General features: G+C 46.0%; 26 protein-coding genes. 20 read left to right on the top strand and 6 right to left on the bottom strand.

What is annotated here, in order from left to right; translation table 11 throughout:
• Positions 1 to 169: 169 nt before the first annotated feature.
• Complete coding sequence (locus NLX73_RS08240) at positions 170 to 1,321, top strand: iron-containing alcohol dehydrogenase (protein WP_254325851.1); 1,152 nt, start codon at positions 170 to 172, stop codon at positions 1,319 to 1,321.
• Positions 1,322 to 1,416: 95 nt separating this feature from the next.
• On the opposite strand, the gene NLX73_RS08235 is transcribed toward NLX73_RS08240, so the two are convergent.
• On the bottom strand, positions 1,417 to 2,013 hold the full coding sequence (locus tag NLX73_RS08235) for a TetR family transcriptional regulator (protein ID WP_250268070.1): 597 nt from the start codon (positions 2,011 to 2,013) through the stop codon (positions 1,417 to 1,419).
• Between the two features lie 246 nt (positions 2,014 to 2,259).
• Between NLX73_RS08235 and NLX73_RS08230 the strand changes: the two genes are divergently transcribed.
• The 5 genes from NLX73_RS08230 to NLX73_RS08210 all read left to right on the top strand — a co-directional run bounded on the left by NLX73_RS08230 (position 2,260) and on the right by NLX73_RS08210 (position 6,398).
• Positions 2,260 to 3,381, top strand: coding sequence for an NADH:flavin oxidoreductase (locus NLX73_RS08230; RefSeq protein ID WP_254325850.1), 1,122 nt, complete (start codon positions 2,260 to 2,262; stop codon positions 3,379 to 3,381).
• A gap of 303 nt (positions 3,382 to 3,684) precedes the next feature.
• Positions 3,685 to 4,107: a MarR family winged helix-turn-helix transcriptional regulator gene (locus tag NLX73_RS08225; RefSeq protein WP_061831337.1), complete on the top strand. Its 423-nt coding sequence runs from the start codon at positions 3,685 to 3,687 to the stop codon at positions 4,105 to 4,107.
• 72 nt (positions 4,108 to 4,179) lie between these two features.
• The gene (locus tag NLX73_RS08220) at positions 4,180 to 4,761 is read left to right on the top strand and encodes an NAD(P)H-dependent oxidoreductase (protein WP_235308102.1); all 582 of its coding nucleotides are present in this window, start codon (positions 4,180 to 4,182) and stop codon (positions 4,759 to 4,761) included.
• 347 nt (positions 4,762 to 5,108) lie between these two features.
• Positions 5,109 to 5,546 carry a MarR family winged helix-turn-helix transcriptional regulator gene (locus NLX73_RS08215; RefSeq protein ID WP_235308103.1) on the top strand — a complete coding sequence of 146 codons (438 nt, stop codon included), beginning with the start codon at positions 5,109 to 5,111 and terminating at the stop codon, positions 5,544 to 5,546.
• Positions 5,547 to 5,567: 21 nt separating this feature from the next.
• Positions 5,568 to 6,398 (top strand): DegV family protein, encoded by an 831-nt coding sequence (locus NLX73_RS08210; protein WP_025718529.1) that lies wholly within the window; start codon positions 5,568 to 5,570, stop codon positions 6,396 to 6,398.
• Between the two features lie 73 nt (positions 6,399 to 6,471).
• Here NLX73_RS08210 and NLX73_RS08205 read toward each other — a convergent pair whose 3' ends face one another.
• The 3 genes from NLX73_RS08205 to NLX73_RS08195 all read right to left on the bottom strand — a co-directional run bounded on the left by NLX73_RS08205 (position 6,472) and on the right by NLX73_RS08195 (position 10,634).
• A complete protein-coding gene (locus tag NLX73_RS08205) occupies positions 6,472 to 7,107 on the bottom strand; it encodes a hypothetical protein (protein WP_254325849.1) in 636 nt (211 codons plus the stop codon).
• Positions 7,108 to 7,317: 210 nt separating this feature from the next.
• Positions 7,318 to 8,538 (bottom strand): MFS transporter, encoded by a 1,221-nt coding sequence (locus NLX73_RS08200; protein ID WP_254325848.1) that lies wholly within the window; start codon positions 8,536 to 8,538, stop codon positions 7,318 to 7,320.
• Between the two features lie 68 nt (positions 8,539 to 8,606).
• Positions 8,607 to 10,634: a beta-galactosidase gene (locus NLX73_RS08195; RefSeq protein ID WP_254325847.1), complete on the bottom strand. Its 2,028-nt coding sequence runs from the start codon at positions 10,632 to 10,634 to the stop codon at positions 8,607 to 8,609.
• A 138-nt stretch (positions 10,635 to 10,772) separates the two neighbouring features.
• Here NLX73_RS08195 and NLX73_RS08190 point away from each other — a divergent pair, with 138 nt between their 5' ends.
• The 9 genes from NLX73_RS08190 (at position 10,773) to coaD (ending at position 17,828) form a co-directional block, all read left to right on the top strand.
• Positions 10,773 to 11,609, top strand: coding sequence for an AraC family transcriptional regulator (locus tag NLX73_RS08190; protein WP_061831343.1), 837 nt, complete (start codon positions 10,773 to 10,775; stop codon positions 11,607 to 11,609).
• Positions 11,610 to 11,802: 193 nt separating this feature from the next.
• Positions 11,803 to 13,620: an APC family permease gene (locus NLX73_RS08185; RefSeq protein WP_039274782.1), complete on the top strand. Its 1,818-nt coding sequence runs from the start codon at positions 11,803 to 11,805 to the stop codon at positions 13,618 to 13,620.
• 138 nt (positions 13,621 to 13,758) lie between these two features.
• Positions 13,759 to 13,830, top strand: a complete 72-nt coding sequence (locus tag NLX73_RS25095) for a hypothetical protein (protein WP_367987578.1) — start codon at positions 13,759 to 13,761, stop codon at positions 13,828 to 13,830.
• Positions 13,799 to 14,917, top strand: coding sequence for an acyltransferase family protein (locus NLX73_RS08180; protein WP_254325846.1), 1,119 nt, complete (start codon positions 13,799 to 13,801; stop codon positions 14,915 to 14,917). The genes NLX73_RS25095 and NLX73_RS08180 overlap by 32 nt, the downstream gene beginning before the upstream one ends.
• A gap of 171 nt (positions 14,918 to 15,088) precedes the next feature.
• Positions 15,089 to 15,721: a hypothetical protein gene (locus NLX73_RS08175; RefSeq protein ID WP_061831346.1), complete on the top strand. Its 633-nt coding sequence runs from the start codon at positions 15,089 to 15,091 to the stop codon at positions 15,719 to 15,721.
• Entirely contained in the window at positions 15,714 to 16,229 is a 516-nt protein-coding gene (locus NLX73_RS08170) for an accessory gene regulator ArgB-like protein (protein ID WP_071640443.1), read from the top strand. The genes NLX73_RS08175 and NLX73_RS08170 overlap by 8 nt, the downstream gene beginning before the upstream one ends.
• Before the next feature lie 5 nt (positions 16,230 to 16,234).
• Positions 16,235 to 16,357: a cyclic lactone autoinducer peptide gene (locus NLX73_RS08165; RefSeq protein WP_023988155.1), complete on the top strand. Its 123-nt coding sequence runs from the start codon at positions 16,235 to 16,237 to the stop codon at positions 16,355 to 16,357.
• A gap of 315 nt (positions 16,358 to 16,672) precedes the next feature.
• Entirely contained in the window at positions 16,673 to 17,314 is a 642-nt protein-coding gene (gene rsmD / locus NLX73_RS08160; RefSeq protein ID WP_250261728.1) for a 16S rRNA (guanine(966)-N(2))-methyltransferase RsmD, read from the top strand.
• Positions 17,307 to 17,828, top strand: a complete 522-nt coding sequence (gene coaD, locus NLX73_RS08155) for a pantetheine-phosphate adenylyltransferase (protein WP_250261723.1) — start codon at positions 17,307 to 17,309, stop codon at positions 17,826 to 17,828. The genes rsmD and coaD overlap by 8 nt, the downstream gene beginning before the upstream one ends.
• Here coaD and NLX73_RS08150 read toward each other — a convergent pair.
• On the bottom strand, positions 17,791 to 19,074 hold the full coding sequence (locus tag NLX73_RS08150; protein ID WP_209941723.1) for a nucleoside recognition protein: 1,284 nt from the start codon (positions 19,072 to 19,074) through the stop codon (positions 17,791 to 17,793). The two genes, coaD and NLX73_RS08150, sit on opposite strands and share 38 nt — an antisense overlap.
• A gap of 199 nt (positions 19,075 to 19,273) precedes the next feature.
• Between NLX73_RS08150 and NLX73_RS08145 the strand changes: the two genes are divergently transcribed.
• Complete coding sequence (locus NLX73_RS08145; protein ID WP_061832137.1) at positions 19,274 to 20,305, top strand: YlbL family protein; 1,032 nt, start codon at positions 19,274 to 19,276, stop codon at positions 20,303 to 20,305.
• Here NLX73_RS08145 and NLX73_RS08140 read toward each other — a convergent pair.
• Positions 20,295 to 21,530 (bottom strand): nucleotidyltransferase, encoded by a 1,236-nt coding sequence (locus tag NLX73_RS08140; protein ID WP_254325844.1) that lies wholly within the window; start codon positions 21,528 to 21,530, stop codon positions 20,295 to 20,297. The genes NLX73_RS08145 and NLX73_RS08140 overlap by 11 nt on opposite strands.
• 356 nt (positions 21,531 to 21,886) lie before the next feature.
• On the opposite strand from NLX73_RS08140, the gene NLX73_RS08135 reads away from it, so the two are divergent.
• From NLX73_RS08135 to plsX, 4 genes are all read left to right on the top strand, one after another.
• Positions 21,887 to 22,405 carry a YceD family protein gene (locus NLX73_RS08135; protein WP_254325843.1) on the top strand — a complete coding sequence of 173 codons (519 nt, stop codon included), beginning with the start codon at positions 21,887 to 21,889 and terminating at the stop codon, positions 22,403 to 22,405.
• Between the two features lie 187 nt (positions 22,406 to 22,592).
• Positions 22,593 to 22,766 carry a 50S ribosomal protein L32 gene (gene rpmF, locus NLX73_RS08130; protein WP_007429979.1) on the top strand — a complete coding sequence of 58 codons (174 nt, stop codon included), beginning with the start codon at positions 22,593 to 22,595 and terminating at the stop codon, positions 22,764 to 22,766.
• 281 nt (positions 22,767 to 23,047) lie between these two features.
• Positions 23,048 to 23,644, top strand: a complete 597-nt coding sequence (gene fapR, locus NLX73_RS08125) for a transcription factor FapR (protein WP_007429980.1) — start codon at positions 23,048 to 23,050, stop codon at positions 23,642 to 23,644.
• Complete coding sequence (plsX, locus tag NLX73_RS08120; protein ID WP_061832012.1) at positions 23,628 to 24,620, top strand: phosphate acyltransferase PlsX; 993 nt, start codon at positions 23,628 to 23,630, stop codon at positions 24,618 to 24,620. The genes fapR and plsX overlap by 17 nt, the downstream gene beginning before the upstream one ends.
• Positions 24,621 to 24,622 lie beyond the last annotated feature (2 nt).

The raw sequence follows: 24,622 nt of genomic DNA, 5'->3' as shown, positions 1-24,622 counted from the left end.
ATTTAATAAAACAAAACAAACAAACATAAAACAAAATAATATCTGTGTTTTATTATTGACATCAAAACAAAGTAAAGATAAAATTATATTTGTGAAATATTTCACTTTAGAGATTGATTCCGTATTTAGCGAGGCATTAAGAAGTGAATTCTTAGGAGGCCGATTTTTTATGAGTGCACATGTATTTTTTGTACCATCTATCAATCTTATGGGAACAGGATGTTTGCATGAAGTTGGGCCGTATATAAAAGAACTGAATTTAAACAAAGCTCTAGTCGTTACGGATAAATTTTTGATGAAGAGTGGCATTGCAGGCAAGGTTACATCTTTGCTGGATGATATTGGATTGAACTATGCGGTATACGATGAAGTAAAACCAAATCCGAGCTGTAAAAATGTACATGATGGTGTTCAGTTTCTGCAAGAAAACGGATGTGACTTTTTAATTTCGATTGGCGGAGGATCACCACAGGATACGGCTAAGGGAATCGGCATTATTGCTACCAATGGGGGACATATAACCGAGTATGAGGGCGTTCATAAATCCACGCATAAATCGCTTCCTATTGTGGCTATTAATACCACAGCAGGAACATCGGCTGAAATCACGATTAATTATGTCATTACGGACGAAGAGCGCAAGGTCAAGATGGTTATGGTTGATAAGAATAGTGTAGCTACGATTTCGGTCAACGACCCTGAACTGATGGTAGATAAACCCGCCGCGTTAACGGCAGCTACAGGGCTAGATGCTTTGACCCACGCTATTGAAGCTTTGGTTACGCCAGGTTCCTATCCTGTAACGGATGCGACTGCGTTGGCAGCAGTAGAGATTATTTTTAATTATTTGACCCGTACGGTGAGCAACGGTCATGATATAGAAGCACGTGAGCAAATGGTATACGCTATTTTCTTGGGAGGACTTGCATTTAATAATGCTGGATTGGGTTACGTACATGCGATGGCGCATCAGCTTGGCGGCGTATACGATTTGCCTCATGGTGTTTGCAATGCCATGCTGCTGCCGATTGTGGAGGAGGAGAACGCCAAGCATGTACCAGAGAAATTTCGTGCCATCGCTAAGGTCATCGGTTTTGAAGATAAGGGGAAAACGGATAAGGAATGCGCAGACTATGTAATCCAAAGAATCAAAGACATGTCGAAGGAAGTTGGGATTCCTTCCAAACTTTCTGAACTAGGTGTAAATGAAGTGGATTTGGATCTGCTTGCCGAGAACTCAATGAAGGATGCTTGCGCTCCGGGCAATCCGTTCATACCTAGCAAAGAACAAGTTATCGAGATGTTTAAGAAAATTCTTTAAATAAAAGATGCAATTATTTTACTAAATACTATAAGGGCTGTCCCAGGAAATGATCGAAGAATACTGGGAACGGCCCTTTTTATTTGCATTTTCTACTAAGAAATTTGTGAAACTAGAGATAAGACAACCCCATTGAATATTAATGGCACAGCTCTCTCGGCTAAATCTGTAGGGGACTCTTTTTTTCCTTCCACATTCCAGCGAAAGGTTACACCATAAATGGACCAGCTTAAAATAGTCGCGGCAAGTTCTAACGTTCTTGGGTCTGTATTACTGGTTCCTCTTGTTATGAGTTGAAGTATGAATTGCTCTAATTGATTCTTAATATGTTCTTCCAGGATGGGTGCGACTGAATTATATTTATGGACGCATTGGTTACTAGTGTCATGATAGTCGCATAACGAAAGAATAAGTTTCTGAATGGTCCCCTCCGACAAACGCGCCTCAGCATCAATCCTCTTAATAACATGCTCCAAAAATGCTTCTGACAAAAGGGTTTCAAGCAGTGCATATTTATCTTGAAAATGTGCATAGAACGTAGCACGGTTAACGGTGGCTTTTTGGGTAATGTCATTGATCGTAATCGTGTAGAAGTCTTTCTTATTTAATTGGTCAGTGAATGCGTCGAGAATTAATCTACGTGTTCGAATGACGCGCGGATCGTTTGGGTTGGGTGAAGTTACACCAGGCATCCTCAAGACACTCCTTTCAGGTAAATCAAATGATTCCCCCATTATAAACATGTGTTGTTTTGTCAACAAGTGAATTTGGATATACAACAATTTCTTAACCCTTTTGGTTAAGCAACAGAATGAACATTTTGTCGGTTGAATGATAAATTAAACATTGCTAACATTTTACTTGCACCCCGTTTGATGATGCACGAGCCTTATATATAATCCTTTAAAACGATAAAAGAAAATGAGGAGGTACAATCCTTGAGTAATCAACCGCAAAATGTCCATTCAACAGAATCTTTATTTCAACCTTATACCATTCATAATCTGACCTTACAGACTCGTATTGTAATGCCGGCAATGGGCCGCGCTTTTTCACCAAATGGTGTGCCAGGACCGGATGTAGCCGCTTATTATCGCCGTCGCGCAGAGAATGATGTAGGCCTTATTATTTCTGAAGGCGCAGTGATTGACCATCCGGCTGGAACAAGTGAGCCGAGGATACCTAATTTTTATGGGGAAGCGGCTTTAAACGGTTGGGCTGAAGTGGTCAGACAGGTTCATGAAGCTGGTAGTAAAATTTTCCCACAACTTTGGCATATGGGGATGGCTCGTCCTTTGGGATCTCAGCCGAATCCCGAAGCGCTATCGATTGGTCCATCGGGGCTGGATCTGGAAGGCAATAAAGTGACCGAGCCGATGACAGAAGAAGAAATCGCCAAGGTCATTGGCGCCTATGTCGATGCAGCGGCGAATGCAAAACGACTGGGCTTTGACGGCGTTGAAATTCACGGAGCACACGGCTATCTGGTTGATCAATTCTTTTGGGAGAGAACGAACCAACGTACGGATCGCTATGGTGGTGATATCATAAAACGTGCTCAATTCGCCATTGAGCTTGTGGAAGCTATTCGTGCTGAGGTTGGCCCTGACTACCCTATTGCCATGCGTCTATCCCAATGGAAAATGAATGATTACAACGCAAAGCCGTTCGATACACCGGATAAACTGGGGCAGCTCCTGAATGTGTTAGTACAAGCGGGCGTGGACATCTTCCATTGCTCGACACGTCGCTTTTGGGTACCTGAATTTGAAGGATCCGATTTGAGCTTTGCCGGATGGGTGAAGAAGCTGACTGGAAAAACTACGATTACGGTTGGCTCTGTAGGTCTGGATGAGGATTTTGTAAGTTATACGGAAGGGAAAGGGGCAGGACACCAAGATATTAATGAACTTCTGGAACGGCTGAACAACAATGAATTTGATCTGGTAGCTGTTGGGCGTGCGCTTCTGGGCGATCCTGCATGGGCTACGAAAATACGTGAAGGCCGAATTCATGATCTTCAAACCTTTACACCTGAGGTACTTCAAACGCTCAACTAAAACATATCATACTTTGAACACCTCTTCATTTCATAAATAAACACTGTAAGCCAAAATACTCAAAGTGAGGTAAGAAACTTTGGTATTTTGGTTTTTTTATGCGTCTGGATAGTAGTTCATCATGAACCATTTTAGATTAAGTCATATTTTCTTTAAAACTGCTCCATTTAACAAGCTCCTATCTAATTTAGATCTCATTATAACAGACTTAATCCTAGTTCTTTGAAATCATTCATATACTAAAACCAGATCAGACTGACATCAATACTTGATATATATAGATGTCTATGTAATAATAATTGTATGTTAAAAAATAATGCAGCTGCACTGATAGGAACCATTAGAGACTCGATTAATAAATTGATTGTGTCTGAGCTTGAAGCGAATGGAATTGAAGGGATTGTTCCTACTCATGGTGGAATTCTAATGTTCCTTTATCAAAAGGACGGGCTTTCCATTAAGGAATTGACGCAAAAAATTTCTCGTCAGCAACCCACTGTCACTGTTTTGATCGACAAGCTAGTGAAGTTGGGGTATGTCGAAAGAAAAAAAGAAAGGGAGGATAGTCGAGTTACCCTGATATTTCTGACCGATAAGGGAAGAGAGATAGAGCCTATATTTGAGATGATCTCCAACAGATTACAAGAAACCATCTATGGTGGTCTCAAAGATGAAGAAAAAGAACAGCTGGAATATCTGCTGGAGCATGTCAAAAACAGATTATAAATTTTTTTGAGTAAATGTATAGATATCTATATTAATATCAAAATAACAATAAAACATCGGGAGGTTATTAAAATGAAACATCTTATCATCTATGCTCACTCTAACGCAGAAAGCTTTAATCATGCGATACTCGAAACGGTTGTAAATACCTTGAAAGAAAAAGGTGACGAAGTCGTTGTACGCGATCTATATGCCCTTGATTTTCAACCTGTATTAAAACCTGAGGATACTGCCGCTATGAGAGCAGGGCAAACCCCGGCTGATATCAAAGTCGAGCAGGAATACATCTCACAATCGGATACGATTACTTTTATTTCTCCCATCTGGTGGACAGGTCTTCCGGCTATCCTGAAAGGTTACGTTGACCGTGTATTTGCATACGGCTTTGCATATACGGCTGGTGCAGAAGGGATTAATAAGCTGCTTAGAGGTAAAAAAGGTTTTATCGTAAATACACATGGTACTCCTAACGCGATCTACGATGAAATCGGTATGACCGCAGGATTGAAGATCACGTCAGATACGGGGATTTTTGATTTCGTTGGAATTGAATCCGTCGGTCACTTACTGCTTGGAAGTATTGGTTACCTTGATGAAGATGGCTATAAAGGACTGCTGAAGCAAGTCCAAGACACGGTTAAAACGGTGCTGTAAAGTCAGTTTATGTTCTCTTAGAAACGTAAGACATTCTTTTAAATGATGAGGTCAACCCGTATTTAGTGGTTGGCCTTTTCTTGTAAATGCTTATATTTCTCCAATATCCCGGTCCATAGATCTTTTGAATTTGTAATAGCATCTAAACCGTTTCATCTTATGTAACAACTCCTTTACTGTAAACTGGCAAGAGGTGATCAAGCGTATTTTTTCTTATTCGACGCTGAGCTCATTAACCCTTGTATTAAAATTCACAAATATTTCATTGTTATTATCGTGGGCAATTCATTATAGTACATAGTATTAATAGTTAACTGTATGTATTATGTGTGTTGCGGAGGTTCACTATGAAAGATTATGAACTAAGGGACGAATTGAGAGAATCCGTTAACCGGATTTATGGCATGGAATTATTCAGTAGCCTGACGGAGCTTGTTCAGGGGGAAAACCATGTGCTTCAATATTTAGTTCAGCATCGGGATGATGAAATTAATCCTTCCTTGCTCAGCGATCATCTGCATGTATCCAGATCAAGAATTACGGCAGCGCTTACGGGATTAAGGAAAAAAGGCTATGTGACTATGGAAATGTCTGAGCATGACAGACGACGAATGTGTGTAAGGCTCACAGTAGATGGTGAATCCTTGATCAAACAGAAGCAAGAGAGAATTGAAGGTTATTTTGAAGCGCTTGTAGTAGGTTTGGGTGAGAAGAATGTGAAGGAATTTATACGGTTAATTGAGCTTTCTTTGAGTATTATGAATGCGCGTTCTATTGAAAAATAACATAATGTGAGGGTGTACCGGGTGAGATATAAAATAATAGCGGATAGCTGCTGTGATTTAACGAGAGAGCTTAGAGAAGAGATGCAAGTTACTACGATTCCGTTGAATATGACGCTGGGAGATAAATGCTTCGTAGATGATGACACATTGGACTTGCCTCAGTTTATGGAAGAAATGAAAGCCTGTACAACCAAAATTGGATCCGCATCACCGTCACCTATGCTGTATAAGGAAGCCTTTCAAGGTGCGCATACTTCTTTTGCCATTACATTATCCAGCAACCTGTCCAGTTCGTACTCCAGTGCATTGGTAGGAAAAGATATGGCGGAAGAAGAAGGGGCGGATGTTCATGTATTTGATTCGAAAAGCGCTTCGGCTGGACAGCTCTTGTTAGCTCTAAAACTACGCAAGTTGATTGACGAGGGATACCATAAAAGCGAAATTATTTCTTCCTTGGAGAGCTTTATTAGCAAGATGAAAACCTACTTTGTTTTAGAAAATCTGGATAATTTGGTTAAGAACGGACGAATGAATAAAATCACTGGAAAGATACTTTCACTCTTGCATATCAGGCCTATTTTAGGCTCGGATGGTGACGGGAATATCGCATTTTTTACTCAAGCACGCGGTCAGAATCAAATTATCGAAAAGCTGGCAGATACTATTGAAAAAAGTGGCCGGGCTACCGAAGGAGAAAGCATCGTCATTACTCATTGCAATAATCCTGGGCTGGCGGAAAAATTAATGAATGCGCTGAAGAAACGCTATCAATTTAAAGATATTCATATTGTGTCCACCAGAGGGATTAGTTCAATGTACGCCAATGACAAAGGGATCATTATGGCCTTTTAAAAATATTCAGGGTTTATCCTCGCTGTATGGATAAACCCTTTTTAGTACACTGAGACTTTGCGGGAGTTCAAGCCTATCTCAATTTTCTAATGAGGACAGAAGCGTTTATGCTGGCTTGAGTTCCTCCGGCTTGTGTTTGCAGGGTAACAGCAGTAGTAGAGCTATGGTTTCGCAAAGTAAGGATGTCACCGCATGCCAGAGCGAGGATGGCTTGCCCTGTGTTCTGTTGTGTCCCGGCTCCTGAGCCGTATACAGTTCCCTCAGCCAGTGCGCCATTAATAAAGAGGGCAAATTGGTTAGGTTCCACACCGGACACCGAAAAGTGAACTTCATATTTTCCAGCATCGGATACAGCAATCTGTGTAGTTCCTGGAACATGAGCAATTCCAGGTGTAAGTATACCGTTTGTATCCAAAATGACATCCCCTTCAATCGGAACAACTTGGGGCTTCACATTATAAATATAACCGAACTGCGCTAAATCACCTATGGTTCCAGAATCCCCTTCAGGCCCTAAAGCGCCATGATTAATATTCACACTTACAAGTTGCTTTTTGACGATGATGTCTTTCCCGAATCCTTTCCGTTTCGAGCGGCCTTTTCTCTTTGGGGGCTTTTCCTCAAACTTTTTTTCTAACTTATCAAACCAGGCACGGACAAAAACATTTTTTTTACGGCCTTTTTTTCGTTTTAATTCAGGATGACCCAATACAAACACCTCCATATGGTTTGTTGTATACTACTCCATTCATCTAGAGGAGGCATGGATATCTGTCTTGTGATCCATAGGAAACGATCTATTTTGACTAAAAACAGGCTGCTGTACAAGGTGCATTCGTCTAGTATGTAAAAAAGCACCTTTGAATGTGCACTTGGATGATAACCAAGGAACAGACAAAGGTGCCAGTAGAGACGTGTATCATGATGAAGCGGTTTGAAGCCGCTTTTTGCGCACATATAGGGCGTACAAGATGCCCCCAAGCAGACACAGGATGCAGGCGAAGCCTGCCAGCAACCACGCCGATGAGACTGCTCCACCACGATCCATGCTATTTCCGAGCCATAAAGGCAGCAGAGCTCCTCCAACTCCACCTGCGCCTATAAGCAGGCTGGTGGTGGATTCTTCGGTGCCTGGCATCATTTTGCTGGCAAAAACAAGTGCGATGGAGAAGATCCCGGACATGCCCAGCCCCAGCAGTACAATAAGGATAAAGGCGCCGGCAGTGCCTTTGATCAGCGGGAACACGCACAGCAGCAAGGTCGCTGCCAGCGAGCTCAGGGCGACAAAGACACCGTAGCCGTATCGATCGGCAATGTAGCCTGTGAATAACCGGCCGGTAGCCATTGCTAACCAGAAGCAGGTGACACTAAGTGCTGCTTCGGCTTGTGTGAGACCCAAACGTTCGATGAACATGGAGGGCAGGAAATTAGCCAGGCTCATCTCTGTTCCTACATAGATAAAGAAAAAGACGATAAATAGTGCAAGTAGCTTCCAATTGCCTATAGGGCTACCTTTAGAAGCCTCCACCGTGGGGGATTTGGGTGAGTTGGTGGAACGCGCATCACCTCGGTGTTCCTGTTGGTCTAATACAGCGTCCAGCGTGCCGAAGGACCCACGCAGCCAAGCTATGACGGTCACGGCTGCAAACATGGAAATGATGGGAAAGGCCAATCGCCACCAACCGAGAGCAATGAGCTGACTGGCAATAGCGGGCATAGCCAACGCGCCGATCCCAAAAAAGACTTCCAGACGGCTCATCGCCGCGCCCGTTCCTTGAGTAATACCGCTGATAATAATAGTGCCAATGAGTGTTTCTACCATGCCGAAGCCAAACCCGGCTGCTGCCCCGACGGCATATAGCCAACCCCAAGGCAGCAGCAATGAGTACAGCACTTCAGCCGCGCACAGCAGGAGCAGGGCGAATACTAGACTTCGGCGTTTGCCGAAACGCCGGGCAAGCCACGGCGACAGCAGGACTCCACCCAGAAAACCGGAAAATTGAGCGAAGATTAGGCTTCCGCCGTCCGTATAGTTTCTACCGTAATGCTCTAACAACACAGGCAGTAGGGAGCCTACAGCCACGTGTGCCAGGCCGATTAAAAAATAAGACAAGCTGCCGATCCATAGCAGTCGTTTCATGATGAACTCCTTTGATACCTAGATTTGACTCATGCAGCAAGCTGACTGCATGAGTCAAATCTGAGTGATTATGATAGCTCCAATACTTGAAAGCCGTAGCCTTCAATAGAAATATCTCCTTCTAGGTATTTACCGCTGATCAGCGCATTCCCTTTCTGATCATCCAGATGATATTGCTGCGTCTGGGCGTTATGATTCAGAACGAATAGATACGATTTTCCATCTTTGGTCCGTACAGTGGCTTCTACACCCGCAGGAGCGCGCAGCAGGGATGGAATCCCTTTTTGCTCACAAATGTAGCCCAGCAGGCCATCAAGGAAAGTCTCTTCAGGATCTGAAGCAACGTACCATGCCTCACCTTGACCGAAACGATTACGTGTCAGCACTGGCATGCCCTGATAGAAATCATCGCCGTATTCGGCCAGCACCTCGGCGCCTTCGCTATGCAACAAGTCGCAGAGCAGACCGCATTTATATTCACCTTGTAATACGCCCACCTTTTCTTTCAATATAATGCGATTGTGTGATTCCGGCAGAAGCGCGTCTATTTCTTCCACCCAGATCCCAAGCAAGTTACGCAGTTTACCAGGATATCCTCCGGTTGTGACCAGATCATTTTCATTAACAATGCCACTGAAAAAGGTCGTTACGAAGGTGCCACCATGCTCTGTGAATTGTTCTAGCTTCTCGGCGGTACCCGGCTTGACCATGTAGAGTACAGGCGCGATAATGAGATCATATTTCTGGAAATCTGCATCAACAGAAACCAGATCTACCTGTACATTCCGCCGGAAGAGGGGAGCATAATACTTGTGCACCTGATCCACATATTTCAAGGCGACAGAAGGGCCGCTTGATTTTTCTAAAGCCCACCAATTGTCCCAATCGAATAAAATGGCTACTTTAGCATTAACGGTCGCGTCAAGTAGCGTGTTGCCTAATGCGCCAAGCTCACTGCCAAGCTGTGCCACCTCGCGAAATACACGTGTGTTCTCATGCCCGGCATGTTCAATGACGGCCCCGTGGAACTTCTCACAAGCGCCGATCGAGCGGCGAAGCTGGAAGAACATAACCGCGTCCGCGCCATGCGCGACTGCTTGATAGCTCCATAACCGCATAACGCCAGGCCGTTTAAGCGAATTATACGCCTGCCAGTTCTGCTGGCTCGGTGTTTGCTCCATCAGCATAAAGGGTTGCCCATCCTTCAAGCCGCGCATCAGATCGTGCGCCATCGCCGTATAGCTTATCGGAGTATTGGCCCCGGGATAGCTGTCCCAAGATACAATATCCATGTGCTTAGCCCATTTAAAATAGTCCAGTTGTTTAAAAAAGCCCATCAGATTGGTCGTTATCACGGCATCGGGAACTTGTTTTTTAATCGCGTTATACTCCAGCAGGTAACAATCAAGCATACTGTCTGAATTAAAGCGTGCATAATCGAGGGATATGCCCTGAAAGGTCGAGTGATTTTCTCCCCAATGCTCGCTCAGATTATTTGGCGGTACAATTTCATCCCAATCATAGAAGGTGTGACCCCAGAAGGAAGTATTCCACACCCGGTTTAGTTCTTCCAGTGATCCGTATTTTTGCTTGAGCCACACCCGAAATGCGGCTGCACAGTTATCACAATAGCAATCCCCGCCGTACTCATTGGACACGTGCCACACGAGGATCGCAGGATGGTTTTTGTATCGTTCTGCAAGTCGAGCAGCCATCTGCTCCGCATATTTTCGATACGTTGGACTGTTCGGACAGGAGTTGTGGCGTCCGCCGAATTTCCGCTTACGCCCGTCAGCATCGACTCGCAGAATGTTAGGATAACGCGTAGCCATCCAGGCTGGATGCGCTGCCGTGCTAGTAGCTAAACAAACGAAGATATCGCTTTCATAAAGACTGTCAATCAATTGATCCAGCCATTCAAAATGATATGTGATTTCGTCGGATTGAATTTTGGCCCATGAGAATACGTTGACCGTGGCGATATCAATCCCTGCCTGCCTGAACATCCGCAAATCTTCCTGATGCGTGGCCTCATCCCATTGCTCAGGATTATAATCTCCACCGTAAAATACTTTAGGAAGTTTACTGCTTATCATGCCAATCACCTCTGTATATAAGAATAATCCTATCTTATAATACAAATAACTGCTTTTAAATATAATAAAATGAACGTGTATATAACATATTGGATCTACATGTGAAATACATACCCGCATACGCCGGAGGTGCTTTTTATGATTTTAACTCCCCATCATTTAAGATTTTTCCTGACTACGCGTGAGCATTCTTTACCCCTTTTTATTGAAAGTATCGGATTTAACAGCAGGCAGGAAGATGTGTCCCGTCCAGAGGGTTATCCGTGCTTTCACTGGATTCAGACGGTGTCTGGTGAAGGGATATTTACATTTAAAGGGGGGAGCTTCCGTCTGGGAGAGCAGTCTGGGGTTCTGCTGCTGCCCGGGGAATCGCATGCATACAGACGGGCGACCAAGGTATGGCGAACGTTATACATTACATTTGACGGCCCCATCGCCGCTGCTGTATTGACTGCACTGGGATTGAAGCATACGCGTGGGTATCATTGGGACCCGGATAGCGAGCTACACAGCTTTGGGGAAACTATGCTCCATTCCATGGTTAGTGAACGTGATTTGTCTGGATTAGATGCTTCGGCCAATATGTATCGTTTTCTGACTTTACTGCGTAAACATGGACAACATAGCTCGATGCCTTCCCTATCCCATAATGTTGAACGTTTAACCCCTGTACTGGCCTTTATGGAGCAAAATTATGCCAGTCCAGATGTGGGCCTAGGTGATATGGCAGTTATGATGAATGTCAGCTCCCGTCATTTAAATACATTATTTAAGCAAGCGTTTGGTGTGACTTCTTATGCTTATCTGATTGTAATTCGGCTGCGGAAGGCCAAGGAAATGATGACGGAATATCCGCAATTAACAGTAAAGGAGATTTCGGAGCGAGTAGGATTCCGAGATGCCAGTCATTTTGTGGCAACTTTTCGCCGAGCTGAAGGAATTACGCCTGAAAGGTTCAAATTACTGTATACATAAGGGTATTTTATCGAAATACTCTTTTTTACTCGGGAATGCTCATTTTAGGGAGCATTCCTTATTGTTTTTTTCAGGATGAGGGAGTATAAAATAATAGTTCATTTGTTTCATCAATCTGATGTTCAGGTGACATAATAAACATAAGATCCATAGTTCTTTTGCAAAACCCTCATCCAAAGAAGGAGTCAACGAAATGCTGAGTAAAGTCAAAAGATTATTAATCGGTCGTCCGCGAAAGTCGACGGCCCTTGAAGATGAGAAACTGAATAAGCTCAAGGCACTGGCCATTCTGTCCTCAGATGCCTTGTCCTCTGTAGCTTACGGAACGGAGCAAATTCTGCTGGTTTTAATTACAGCCGGCTTCGCTGCTCTATGGTATTCCATTCCTATATCCATTGCGGTATTAGGATTGCTGATCATTCTGATCCTGTCCTATAGACAGACCATATTTTCCTATCCTGGTGGCGGAGGAGCGTACATTGTTGCACAGGACAATTTGGGAAAGAGTCCGAGTCTGATTGCAGGTGGTTCTTTGCTGGTCGATTATATTCTGACGGTAGCAGTTAGCTCATCAGCAGGTACAGATGCCATTACATCGGCTTTCCCGTCGTTACATGATCATCGGATCGCCATTGCTCTGATTATGATTATCTTTTTGACTATTATGAACTTGCGCGGGGTGACAGAATCTGCCTCGGTGCTGGCTGTACCGATTTACTTATTTGTTGTTGCGATTTTTGTTTTGATTATTAGCGGTATCATTCATTACGTGGCAGGGGGAGCTCATGCTGCAGCACCGCAATTTGGAGCTACGGTATCCAACGTCAGTCTGTTCCTATTACTGAAGGCGTTCAGCTCGGGTTGCTCGGCGTTAACTGGGGTAGAAGCTGTCTCGAATGCCATTCCGAACTTCCGCAAACCTGCTGCCAAAAATGCAGCAACTACACTAATGATGATGGGTTTGATTCTCGGGTGTATGTTTATCGGAATTAGTTTGCTGGCTTATTGGTACGGTGTTCGTCCTAATCCGCATGAAACGGTCATCTCGCAAATTGCGAACGCCACTTTCGGGCGCGGTGTGATGTATTACATCATTCAGGGCGTAACGGCGCTCATCTTGTTTTTGGCGGCAAATACAGCCTATTCGGCCTTTCCGTTGCTTGCTTTTATGCTGGCGAAGGACAAATACATGCCGCATATGTTCATGGTTCGTGGAGATCGGCTCGGATACTCTAATGGTATCCTGTTCCTAAGTATCTTCTCGGCATTGCTGGTCATCGTATTTGGCGGCAACACAGAAAATCTGATCCCGCTTTATGCGGTAGGGGTATTTATCCCGTTTACCCTTTCACAGCTCGGTATGATGATTCGCTGGATCAAGCTCAAACCGCCAGGCTGGATCGTCAAACTTGCTATTAATACGGTTGGGATGCTGACCACGCTGTCGATTACGCTTATCTTTATCTTCACCAAGTTTAGCCAGGTGTGGGTAGTCTTTATCTTCCTGCCTTTGGTTCTGTATTTCTTTATGAAGATCAATAGGCATTACAAAAATACGGCTGAACAACTGCGCATTGATATTACCAAGGATAAACCTATGGTGAAAGGCAATACGATTATTATTCCGGTGGCAGGTATTACGCGAGTCGTTATGAATACGATCAGCTATGCCAAAACCTTGTCGGACAATGTGGTTGCCGTATATGTGGGTGTGGATGATGAAGCGATTCGCAAAATGGAACAGAAATGGGAAGAGTGGGATGTCGGTATACGTTTGGTGGTACTGAAATCCCGTTATCGCAGCATTATTAATCCGCTTCGCAAGTTTATCGATACAGTAGAGTGGAAAAAAGCAGACGAGGACCATATCACTGTTCTCATTCCACAATTCATCACCAAGCACTGGTGGGAAAATATTCTACACAATCAGACCAGCTTACTGATGAGAGCTTATTTGATTAATTATAAAGACGTGATCGTAACGACCGTTCCTTTTCATTTAAACAAATAAAGTCACTGCCAATTGTAGGGTACAGCTGAATATAGCATGACCAAAATGAACATCTTTTGGCCGCATTTCTTGCGGTCGGAGGGTGTTTTTTTGTATAACGGAGATATTTACTTTGGTGATACATTTTGTGTATTATAGATACGAAATGTATCATTTAAGACTGTTATGGAGGGATACGATGCCCGAAGCCACGGGGAAAATGGAAGATGACAAGCTGCAATTTGTAGATACGCTGAGGGCGCTGGCTATTATTGGAGTTTTACTTGTGCATGTCAGCCAGCATGTAGACGGATTAAACGGATGGTTGCAAAAAGGCTTGAGTATAGGAGCTAAAGGAGTCGCTTTATTTTATATGGCCAGCGCTTTTACACTATTTCTGTCCTTGAGCAAACGTTCGGGTGACAAGAAGGAAAGAATTTCAGCTTACCTGTTGCGTCGTTTTTTTCGGATTGCTCCTTTGTATTACGTGATGTTAGGAATCTATTTGGTTGTGAACGGGACAGGTCCAAGATTTTGGCTTGGAGATCAGGAGGGAGTCACTGCCGCCAATATCACTGCTCATGTCCTGTTTTTGAATGGTCTGAATCCGTACTGGATCAACAGCATTATTGGTGTAGAATGGTCCATTGCGGTGGAATGTATGTTTTATCTGTTTATCCCCCTATTATTTAAGCTGATCCGATCAGTCCGCCATGCGGCCTGGTTTGTTGTGATGGTGCTTGTGGTAAGCTTCGGTCTAAATACGGTATTTGCTCAATATCCATGGATTAGTGATCACTCTTTATGGGGGCACTATCTGTATTTATGGTTTCCGAATCAATTGCCTGTCTTTGGGCTAGGTATATTGTTGTTTTTCATTTGGAAAGACGAGCGGGATTGGAAAAGTATAGACCGAGTCAGTGGAGGTTTGCTGCTTGTTTCTGTGCTATTTGCATTTTTTGGAGGCATGACCGATTATCTCATAGGTGTCGGGTTGCTACTGGGAGCGTATGCTTTGTATCACTGGCAGCCGATATGGCTGCTTAATCGGGTATGGTCATGGATCGGCCGCCTTAGCTACAGCATGTATTTGACGCATATGTTGGCTCTGGGACTAATCGTACAGGTTAAAATACCTTTTGCTCCCCTAGTCAGCCTCACACTTATGTTTATCATGACGTTGCTAGTCACCATCGGACTATCTTGGTTTACCTACTCGTGGATTGAACAGCCCGGCATCCGTTGGGGGAAAAAGCTTATATCACGTATGAAGCCTGTGCGCAAGCAGGGAGATTCGGTCAAAGAAAGTGTTGCCTAAGCTACAACTTGAAGCAGCATCCGATAACATTTGGTTGAAGTGCTTGAATAAATCTATGAAATAATTGAAAAGACCTCTTGAAAAGTAGCTCCCAGCCCTTTATATTCGATGTACATCCAAGTTTTTGAATACACCGATGAGGTTGGTTGGAATTGTAAAGGAGATGCACGCATGCTTTTGAAGCCAATCGGCTTTTTGCTTTTCTCCACCCTTGAGGGAGTAGCTGTTTTTGCGCTGATTTTGAGTATTTTTAAAGTTAAAATGACCCCTTATCTTTGGCAGGCCATTTTTGTTAACCTGATTATGAATATGCAAAGTTATATGCTCCGAGAGGAGTTTTCCCTTTCGTATTTGGTGCCTGTCGTAAATATGCTGCTTTTTATTTTTTTACTCGCTACGGTCGTGAAGATTCCGATTGTGTGGTCGGGTATTATGACGGTTACAGGTTATTTTGCATATGCCGTTGTTCAGTCGGTATTCTTAAAAGTCATGTTCGGCAATCTTCCGGTTTCTGAGCTGCAGGATGGGTCCTTGAAGGGCTATCTGCTACAAGTGGTAAGCGCGGCAGTAGGTCTGCTTATTTCATTGATGTTGTATCGAAAAGGGATCGGCTTTTCCCCTAATTTCAAGAAGCTTAAGTTCAAAGAGGAATATGGCATTGTCATCACGCTGATTATCCTGTCTCTCATTTCAACTTCTATTGTGCTCTACTATAACGAGGTATGGTTAAGTATGATATTTTTTGCACTGGTTTCGGGATTTTTCATCTATTATGCAATCGGAAAGGAATACCGGGATGATTGAAGCAATGGCTTTCAAACTTGCTAACCAGATCAAACGTACTGTGCCTGATCATCCAGCCTCTGTCGCGGTACTTAAATACGCACTTGCTCTCATTCTGAATGCGTCCATGATCATCGTGTTAACACTATTCGCTTCAATCTTCACGGGGCGGATGGTAGAAGCTGTTACGATTCTCGTCGCTTTCGCCCTACTGCGCCAAATATCAGGAGGCATTCATTTGAAAACGGGCATGGCATGTGTGTTGGTGACCTCAGCAGCTTTTACTTACATATCCTGCATTGCCTTAAATAGTTGGTGGACAAACCTGTTTACCGGAATAGCTCTCATTCTCGTTTTATGTTTTGCCCCGTCCAGAATTGAAAAGCAGTCGCGCATTCCAGTACGTTTTTATCCTCTCTTGCGACTGTTATCCTCCTTGCTTGTATGTACTAATTTTGTAATCGGTTCCTCTGTAGTGGCTGTTGCTTTTTTGGTCCAAAGTCTAACATTGATCCGGGGAAGGAGGTGAGTGGAATGATGAGGAAAATGGTATATGGATTAGCCACATCGTTGTCTATGTTTGCAACATTTGCTGTATCAGTGGCGAGTTATGTGTATGTTTATCAAGGGGATACACCCGAGGAACTGCTGAAATAAACAAAATGCCGAAATAGAAAAATGATACATAGAGCTGCTATTAAGCAGCTTCTTTTTATGTAAAAAAAATCAGGCGCTCCATTAAAGAGCGCCCGAATGGGAGAGGAGAAACCGGACGAAGAGCTTATGGGGAAACGTAAGTCTTCTCCGCGGTTGTCTACGACATTGGTTGAATGCCGATATCCTAAGGATGCCCAGGGAATGGTTTTTTATACCTGCCTCATCCTAAGTTTTTCAAACGGCGGTGCATGTGGTACGATAGCGTCATAATCTTATATGGTTATGAACACATATAGAAAATAGGTGAGTTTCAGCGTGAGAGTGGTATCGGGTAGTGCCAAAGGAAGGCCGTTAAAGGCAGTTCCCGGCACAGGGACGCGGCCGACCACGGATAAGGTCAAGGAAGCGCTATTTAGCATGATAGGTCCTTATTTTGATGGGGGAGTCGCACTTGATCTGTTTGCTGGTAGTGGTGGCCTGGGTATAGAGGCGCTTAGCCGGGGAATGGACAAGGCTGTTTTTATTGATATGGAATCCAAAAGCATTGATGTCATTAAAGAAAATTTACGAAAAACTGGACTGGAAGGACAGGCTGAAGTGTTCCGCAATGATGCCGGACGAGCGCTCAAGGTGCTGGCAAAACGTGGAGCTCTTTTTGATGCTGTTTTTCTCGATCCACCCTATCGTCTCAAACACGGAGATGAATTAATGAGCCGTATGGCTGAGTTGAACTTGCTTCGTTCAGATGCAATCATCGTGCTGGAGTATGAATCGGGACATAAATATCCGGAAAGCTTCGGACCGTTCGAACAGGTCAGAAAAGCAGTCTATGGTGAAACGGCGTTATCTATTTATCATTTTGCAGCCGATGCTTTGTCGGATGTCGTAGAACATACAGAAGCCGGAGTGGTCAAATTCGGCATCAGTGAATCAGACGGGGAGGATCATCATGATTGAGCACAAACCACGTATTGCCGTATATCCGGGGACCTTTGATCCCGTGACGATGGGGCACCAGGATATTATTCAAAGAGCAGCCAGACAGTTTGATCTATTGATTGTAGCGGTTCTTAACAATATTAGTAAAAATCCGCTGTTTTCACTTGAGGAACGAATGGAGCTGCTGCGAACGGTAACTCGCGATATCCCGAACGTTGAAGTGGACAGCTTCCGTGATCTGACAGCTAATTATGTACGTCAAAAAGGGGCCCAGGTTATTGTCAGAGGAATCCGGTCGGTGACTGATTTTGAATATGAGCTGCAATTAGCCTCTACAAATCATAAGCTGAACCCGGATGCGGAAACGATCTTTATGATGACCAATCCGACTTATTCATATCTGAGTTCCAGTATGGTGAAGGAAATTGCGCATTTTGATGGCAAGGTTGTAGATCTGGTGGCACCGGAGGTGGAAGACGCGCTGCGTGCGAAGGTCAACGCGAATCGCGGCGGCTCCACCATGAAGTCATAAAGGAAAAGGCCAGCAGGGTAACTATAATTGTACCCAGCAGCGCAATGGACAGTACGGTTAGTTGCCAGGGGTACATAGATGTTCCTTCTATTTGTGTTAGTAAGCCGCTGGCTCCGGTCATGACAGGATGCGTGGCGGATTCATTTACGCTTTCCACAAAAGAAGACACAGAACTGCGACTGACGTAAGCGGGAGTTGTATTGCTGACGATGCGGTTAAGCGGGACCCATGTCGCTAAGGTAAGTCCAAAAGCAATGATCCCATGGAGCACTCGTGACAAGGTGAAGGTGATGCCCTTGTCGGAAGGTCTGGTGACGGCGGTAATTTGAAGCCAGCCGCACAGGCCGCCCCAGCCCAACACAGCACTGATCAGGGCTGCTTGTGTACGGAGATCGTAGGGCAGACGGCTGATTTCATAGGAACCCAAATGGATTTCCATCCAGGCAGGCCATATGAAAGAAAGCGATCCTTGGCCTGTGTATATGGACAGCAGTCGAATCAGTACGGAAAAGAAAATAATGAATCCACCTGTCACCATCAGCGTCTGTACAGCATGGGATACGGTTTCGCCCAACAGTTTTCCGAAACTGCGGCCGTCCCGTTCTCTGGCAGAGCGGGTAGCTTCCCATGCGGATCGGATCAGGGAGGGAGAAGTACGGGAAACTGAGGTGCGCCGTAGGGCAGCTGGCGTTTCCCGTTTTTGCAATTCTTTGGACGATACAGGTAGTCTGGCGGTGATCCAGCCTGCCAGCAGCCCGGAAATCCAGTGAACTGCAAGTAACATCACGCCTGCGGTAGCATTGTGCAGTAGCCCTGTCCCGATGACGAGCAGGATGGTAATCGGATTGCAGAAATGAGCGATAGAGGTTAGACGTCGAAGCTGAAACGCAGTCATATCCTCCTGTTGTGCCCATTGGCGCACCGCTTCCGCTGCAGCGGGGAATCCCGCGGTCAGGCCGAGGGCCAACACCCAGCCGCTTCGCCCGGGTAGACGGAACCAGGATCGCATAAACGGCTCCAGCAGGATACCTAGTCCATGTACTAGACCAAAGGCGATGAGCATTTCGGACAGCATCAAAAAAGGCAGCATGGCTGGGAAAATAATACTCCACCATAGCTTAAGGCCTTGAGTAGAGGCTTGAAATACTTCTTCTGGTGAGGCGACAACAGCCAGTACAAGCAAAATGGCTCCGAGGCCAAGCAGTATGGTTGTCCAATAAGGAGCGGAATGGGCTTCCTTTTGCATCAAAGAATTCACCTCTCATAAATATACTAAGGAGAGTGGGATGCTGTCTCCAGTGTTTATTCACGTTCGTTGTCTTGGGATAGGTTGTTCGTATACGTTGTCGTAAACAATGTATGCTTTTTCGGAAGGCTTGAGAACAGGTGGCGCAGAGGCACTTGGATAAGATAGGAGAAGTTAGGCTGCAAGGGGGGGAGAAGCAATGAAACGAATAAACCGGAAAAGAGTTTTTTTTACAACCGGTTATGTCTTAATGCTGGCTGCAATGGTCTATGTGCTGGTCTATATGCCAACCCCTTATCTGATCTATGGACCAGGTGGGGCTAACGAGATCAAACCGATGGTTAAAGTCCGGGAGGGTGACAGCATCGAACGGGGGACCTTTATGATGACGACGGTATCGGCGCGTTATGCCAATGTTATTATGTTGGGCCTGTCCAAGCTGGACCGCAATTCGGAGATTCAGCGCAAAGAGGATCGTCTGCATGGAAGAAGTGAAGACGAATATGCGGCAGAGCAGGTATGGTATATGGGGGATTCCCAATCTTCCGCGATGGAGGCTGCCTACACCCGTGCCCATGTTCCCTATCGCATTGTGCCGGATTATGTGTATGTATTTAAGGTCCCGGGATCGAACAGCGTGTTTGAGCCTGGAGATGAAATATTGGAGCTGAACGGCGTGCGGGTGACCGATAATCGTTCCATTCGGAAGGCTTTAGAGGACGAAAAATCGGGAAAAATGGCTAAAGTGAAGCTAAAGCGCGATGGAAAGTTGCTGACCGTGCAAGCTCCCTTAACGACCATCACGGACAGTGAGACGGGTAAGCAACGTTCTGGATTTGGCGTCAGTATTGCCACGGTACAGAAGGTAGAGCCGAAGGACGAACGTAAAACGATTCATTTTACATCTACGGATGTTGGCGGTCCTTCGGCAGGTTTGATGTTTACCATGGAAATCTATAACCAACTGACACCAGGTGATCTGAGTAAGGGATATCGTGTAGCCGGTACGGGTACTATTGATAAGGACGGTCAGGTTGGAGCGATTGGTGGTGCAAAGTATAAAATAGTTGCTGCTGACCGTCAGGGTGCAGAATTGTTTTTCGTCCCTGCGGATAATTATAAAGAGGCCAAGGCCAAAGCTGAGCAAATGGGAAGCCGGATGAAGCTTGTTTCGGTTCGCAAGCTTGGCGATGCGCTGAATTATATGGAAAAGCTGCCCATCAAACCATAATGGGCGGTCGCAAGTAATCAGCATACATGCCGCGGATGACAGGACGTGGCATCCCGGCTGCGTGTATGGCGGCTGCGGCTGTATCCCAGTCCAGGTGGGGATGTGATCCGGCAGACAGCTTGACCCATACTGGAAGGGTGGCTGTTTGCTTCATACGTGCCAGCAGCTCGCGTCCAGCCCTGTTAAAGCCGAGCACGCGGATATAGCCCGGACCTTTCGCCAGCTTATCCGGAGTCATATCGGCTTTGGCATGATTCAGCAAAATATGTGCACACATCCGCTGAAGCTTCGTACGAGTATACCGCCTTGTCTTGATCGCGGTGAGCAGGGCCTCCACAGAAGGCTGGGGCAGCGTGTACAGCGATTGCCGCAGACGATGCTCCAGCCCTTCGGTGACCTCGTGCAGCTCCGCCAGCTGCTGTGGGCTACGTGTGATTAGGGCGTTCAGCAACGGCTGGCTGAACGCTTCCCAGTGCAGCGGCGCGCGTTTAGCTTGCCACTCGCGCCGCAAAATCTCCAGTGTCGCCGCAGGTATGTACGGCGACGCGGCTTCCGGCCCGCCGTCCAGCAGCAGACGGCGGATGGCCGTGGCGCTGGCGATGACTCCGTCCGCAGGGGCCACGGCTTCGTGGTAGCCCGATCCTGTGCGGGCTACCGTGAAGGGCTTGATTGTGCTGCCCAGCCGTTCCAGCGCAATCAAATAATGCAGCCCCAACGTATTGTTGGGCTGCTGCATGAGGGCGGCGAGCGCAGCGCCGTCCGCTCCTTCGGCCGCGAGCGCGGCTGCGGCTCCCGCGTAGGCAGCAGGATAGCTCGTGCCGCTGCTTAGGCGCTTCGCGATGCCAGCCTTGAGCTCGGCCGGCTCTGCCGCCAGCACGCGAGCCAGCGCGCGCAGCGGGGCGATGTCTCCGCTTTCGCTGCCGAAGCAGAGCGCGTCGACGATGCCCGTCGCATGGAGCAGGGCGACCGCCCCGCGGGCAAACCATTCTGCAGGCTGGACGGCATAGGCCACAGGCAGCTCCAGAACTAGGTCCACACCCATGGCGAGTGCCATTTCGGTGCGGGACCATTTGTCTGTAATCGCGGGTTCACCCCGCTGAAGGAAAGGACCACTCATCACAGCCACTGTGCGCTGTGCACCAGTGATGCGAAGAGATTCCCCCCAGTGATGGACATGTCCGTTATGCAGGGGATTGTACTCTACAATCATACCGAGTGTTTTCAAGACCGTAGTCGGCTCCTTTCTTAAAGTAGCTTATTGGGTAACCCTTTTGATAATAATGGTTAAGTACCCGTGAATGATTTGTTTTCAGGGCAGCTATACTGATTTTTCATCGTCGGCATGAACAAGACCATTGAGACCTGGACGAAAAAGCTTTATACTCGCATTATTGTACACGAAGAGTGGCGGGGGTACGAATACTCATCAGTACATGTTTAGCACAATGCATTTTTGCTTCTGCATAAAACTTGTCGAACCATTGGAAAACCGGTGGATTTGTGAGTGGTGTAAAGTGAAAGGTGTTGACAAACGACTCGATCAGTCGGTATAATAATTTTTGTTTGTTTGGAGTGATAGTGATGCAACTATTTTTTCGCAAAGTAGCAACAAGTGACGGTCCTTTTCCTATCCGTGAATCTCTTAATGTGAGTGAATTGGTGGATGATCGTGCTGATGTTACGGCCGTTTCCCCGCTGGAGACCGACTTGGTCGCCGTTAGTCTGGGTCAAGGCTTGATAAGCGTGGAAGGCACGTTGACCGCAGGTCTGGACATGCTGTGCTCACGCTGTTTAAGCCCGATGCACGAGGATTTAAAGATTGAATTCCGTGAACGGTTCAAGCAAACCTCTTCGAGTGTTGAAGAGGAGGATGAAGATGGCGATTTTATCGCAGTGACGGAGGACTCCTTCGACATTGCACCGTATTGTGAAGAACTGTTTGTACTGCATGTGCCGTTTGCGCCTTTGTGCAGTGAGGATTGTCAGGGAATCGCACCAAAGACCGGACAAAACTGGAGTATTGGCTCCGATGACAGTAGCGATGGCAATACGGAAAAGATTGATCCGCGTCTGGCAGGGCTTAAGGATTTTTTTAAATGAGAATTGAGTTCAATTCTGAAAAATCATCATCCGCTTGTGCCGGAGAGTTACTGAACCGATGCGTGGATGTTGCAGGCTTGATTCACCGGCTGTAAGATAATAGCTTCTAGCATTTTCTTTCAGTCTTGAATGAGATAAGAAGTCATACCCGTTATGCGGGGTTGATCTGGTTAAGGAGGTGGGAAGAATGGCAGTACCTCAACGGAGAACATCCAAAACTCGTCGCGACAAACGTCGTACTCACTTTAAACTGGCAGTACCAGGTATGGTGAAATGCTCCGAATGCGGCGAATTGAAACTTGCTCACCATGTGTGCAAAGTTTGCGGAACGTACAAAGCTAGAGAGATCATCTCTCAATAATGTCCGATAAGCGGATTCTTTGGAATCTTCGCAGAAAGAGTAGCGCTTCACTTCAGTGAGGCGCTACTTTTTTTGTCTGCATGCTTCCTTTTTACGTCAGCATGCTATATACTGTTTTAGTACCAGGTTCTAAGAAAGAAGGGCCGAAGGGGTTCCTTTATACATACAAGAAGACAAATCGGCTTGAAGTCTCGCCGTTAGAAAGTGAAGTAAAGTAACCCAAACTGTCGTCTGAACGACAGTTTATTGTAGGGAAAGGAGGCGTCACTGACATCGAACGTTTGCCGAAGAGACAGAGACAGCAGCGGCTGACTCAATTAATTGATGATAATCCGTTCGTAACGGATCAGGAATTGACAAGACAGCTGAAGGTAAGTATTCAGACTATTCGGCTGGACCGGATGGAGCTGGGAATCCCGGAATTGCGGGAACGGCTAAAGCTGATGGCTGAGCGCTCCTACGACCAGGTTCGTTCCTTGCCTTTGCATGAAGTGATCGGGGATATCGTTGATCTACAGTTGGATCGAAGCGGTATTTCGATTTTTGAGATTAAAGAGGAACATATTTTTTCGCGTACTGGCATTGCGCGGGGGCATTATGTATTTGCCCAGGCCAATTCATTGGCCGTTGCCGTGATTAATGATGAGATAGCATTGACCGCGTCAGCGGATATACGCTTTGTCCGCCCGGTTCATTTAGGTGAGAAGTGCATTGCCAAGGCATATGTACGCTCCAATCCAGAACAAAAAGGGAAGGCTAAAGTGGAAGTCTTTGCCTACGTAGGAGAAGAAATGGTGTTCCAAGGCAACTTTGTCATTTATCGCTCCACGGAGGAAGAGTATAGCGAAGGAGGAAGTCAGCATGCGGATCGCCATTGATGCCATGGGGGGAGATAATGCTCCTGAGGCGACAGTAGAGGGCGCGCTATCTGCGGCGGCGGAATGGAAGGATACGGACATTACGCTGGTTGGTGACCGGGAACGAATTGAATCGGTTCTGAACGGTAGGGCGTTGCCGACGAACCTCAGCATTCGCCATGCATCCGAAACGATAGATGCGCAGGACGAGCCTGTAAAGGCAGTGCGCCGTAAAAAGGATGCTTCGATGGTCGTGGCTGGTCGAATGGTCAGAGAAGGCGAAGCGGATGCCATGATATCCGCAGGTAATACAGGCGCGCTAATGACCACAGGGTTGCTGGTGGTTGGAAGAATGGAAGGCATTGAACGTCCGGCTCTTGCGCCGATGATACCAACGATTGATGATCAGGGTATTCTGGCGCTTGACTTGGGAGCCAATATGGATGCCAAGCCTGAGCATCTTGCCCAGTATGCACTGATGGGGAGTCTGTATCGTCAGAAAGTTCACGGTGTGACTTCTCCAAGGGTGGGTCTGCTGAATGTGGGGACTGAAGCTGGGAAGGGCAATGAACTGACGAAGTTGGCATTTCCACTTATTGAGCAATTACCTGTCAATTTTGTGGGTAATGTTGAATCGAGAGATGTGTTAACCGGGAATTGCGATGTACTGGTGTGTGATGGATTTGCTGGAAATATCATGCTAAAATCACTGGAGGGTACAGCAGGAGCCATATTTTCTCTCTTAAAAGAGCAATTCACCAAATCCTTGAAGACCAAGCTTGCGGCAGCCTTGATTATGCCTGAGCTTCGCAGTCTGAAAGGTAAATTGGATTATAAAGAGCATGGCGGGGCTCCTTTGCTGGGTTTGAGTGGACTCGTCCTGAAAAGTCACGGTTCGTCTGACGGCGTTGCCGTCAAAAATGCGGTAAGGCAGGCTCGTACGGCCTTGCAAAACCGGTTGGTGGAAAGTATATCCAAGGAAATCAGCAGGAAGTGAGT

The organism is Paenibacillus sp. CH40 (assembly GCF_024213605.1).
Classification (GTDB): Bacteria; Bacillota; Bacilli; order Paenibacillales; family Paenibacillaceae; genus Paenibacillus; species Paenibacillus polymyxa_B.
Note: the sequence above shows the minus strand (reverse complement) of the source record. Positions and strands in the feature narration are given on the sequence as shown.

Excerpts from the sequence above, each read along its gene's own strand:
- NLX73_RS08240 (WP_254325851.1), top strand. The coding sequence starts at position 170 with ATGAGTGCACATGTATTTTTTGTACCATCTATCAATCTTATGGGAACA.
- NLX73_RS08235 (WP_250268070.1), bottom strand. The coding sequence starts at position 2,013 with ATGCCTGGTGTAACTTCACCCAACCCAAACGATCCGCGCGTCATTCGA.
- NLX73_RS08225 (WP_061831337.1), top strand. The coding sequence starts at position 3,685 with ATGTTAAAAAATAATGCAGCTGCACTGATAGGAACCATTAGAGACTCG.
- NLX73_RS08220 (WP_235308102.1), top strand. The coding sequence starts at position 4,180 with ATGAAACATCTTATCATCTATGCTCACTCTAACGCAGAAAGCTTTAAT.
- NLX73_RS08215 (WP_235308103.1), top strand. The coding sequence starts at position 5,109 with ATGAAAGATTATGAACTAAGGGACGAATTGAGAGAATCCGTTAACCGG.
- NLX73_RS08200 (WP_254325848.1), bottom strand. The coding sequence starts at position 8,538 with ATGAAACGACTGCTATGGATCGGCAGCTTGTCTTATTTTTTAATCGGC.
- NLX73_RS08195 (WP_254325847.1), bottom strand. The coding sequence starts at position 10,634 with ATGATAAGCAGTAAACTTCCTAAAGTATTTTACGGTGGAGATTATAAT.
- NLX73_RS08190 (WP_061831343.1), top strand. The coding sequence starts at position 10,773 with ATGATTTTAACTCCCCATCATTTAAGATTTTTCCTGACTACGCGTGAG.
- NLX73_RS08185 (WP_039274782.1), top strand. The coding sequence starts at position 11,803 with ATGCTGAGTAAAGTCAAAAGATTATTAATCGGTCGTCCGCGAAAGTCG.
- NLX73_RS08180 (WP_254325846.1), top strand. The coding sequence starts at position 13,799 with ATGCCCGAAGCCACGGGGAAAATGGAAGATGACAAGCTGCAATTTGTA.
- NLX73_RS08175 (WP_061831346.1), top strand. The coding sequence starts at position 15,089 with ATGCTTTTGAAGCCAATCGGCTTTTTGCTTTTCTCCACCCTTGAGGGA.
- NLX73_RS08170 (WP_071640443.1), top strand. The coding sequence starts at position 15,714 with ATGATTGAAGCAATGGCTTTCAAACTTGCTAACCAGATCAAACGTACT.
- NLX73_RS08165 (WP_023988155.1), top strand. The coding sequence starts at position 16,235 with ATGATGAGGAAAATGGTATATGGATTAGCCACATCGTTGTCTATGTTT.
- coaD (WP_250261723.1), top strand. The coding sequence starts at position 17,307 with ATGATTGAGCACAAACCACGTATTGCCGTATATCCGGGGACCTTTGAT.
- NLX73_RS08150 (WP_209941723.1), bottom strand. The coding sequence starts at position 19,074 with ATGCAAAAGGAAGCCCATTCCGCTCCTTATTGGACAACCATACTGCTT.
- NLX73_RS08145 (WP_061832137.1), top strand. The coding sequence starts at position 19,274 with ATGAAACGAATAAACCGGAAAAGAGTTTTTTTTACAACCGGTTATGTC.
- NLX73_RS08135 (WP_254325843.1), top strand. The coding sequence starts at position 21,887 with ATGCAACTATTTTTTCGCAAAGTAGCAACAAGTGACGGTCCTTTTCCT.
- rpmF (WP_007429979.1), top strand. The coding sequence starts at position 22,593 with ATGGCAGTACCTCAACGGAGAACATCCAAAACTCGTCGCGACAAACGT.
- plsX (WP_061832012.1), top strand. The coding sequence starts at position 23,628 with ATGCGGATCGCCATTGATGCCATGGGGGGAGATAATGCTCCTGAGGCG.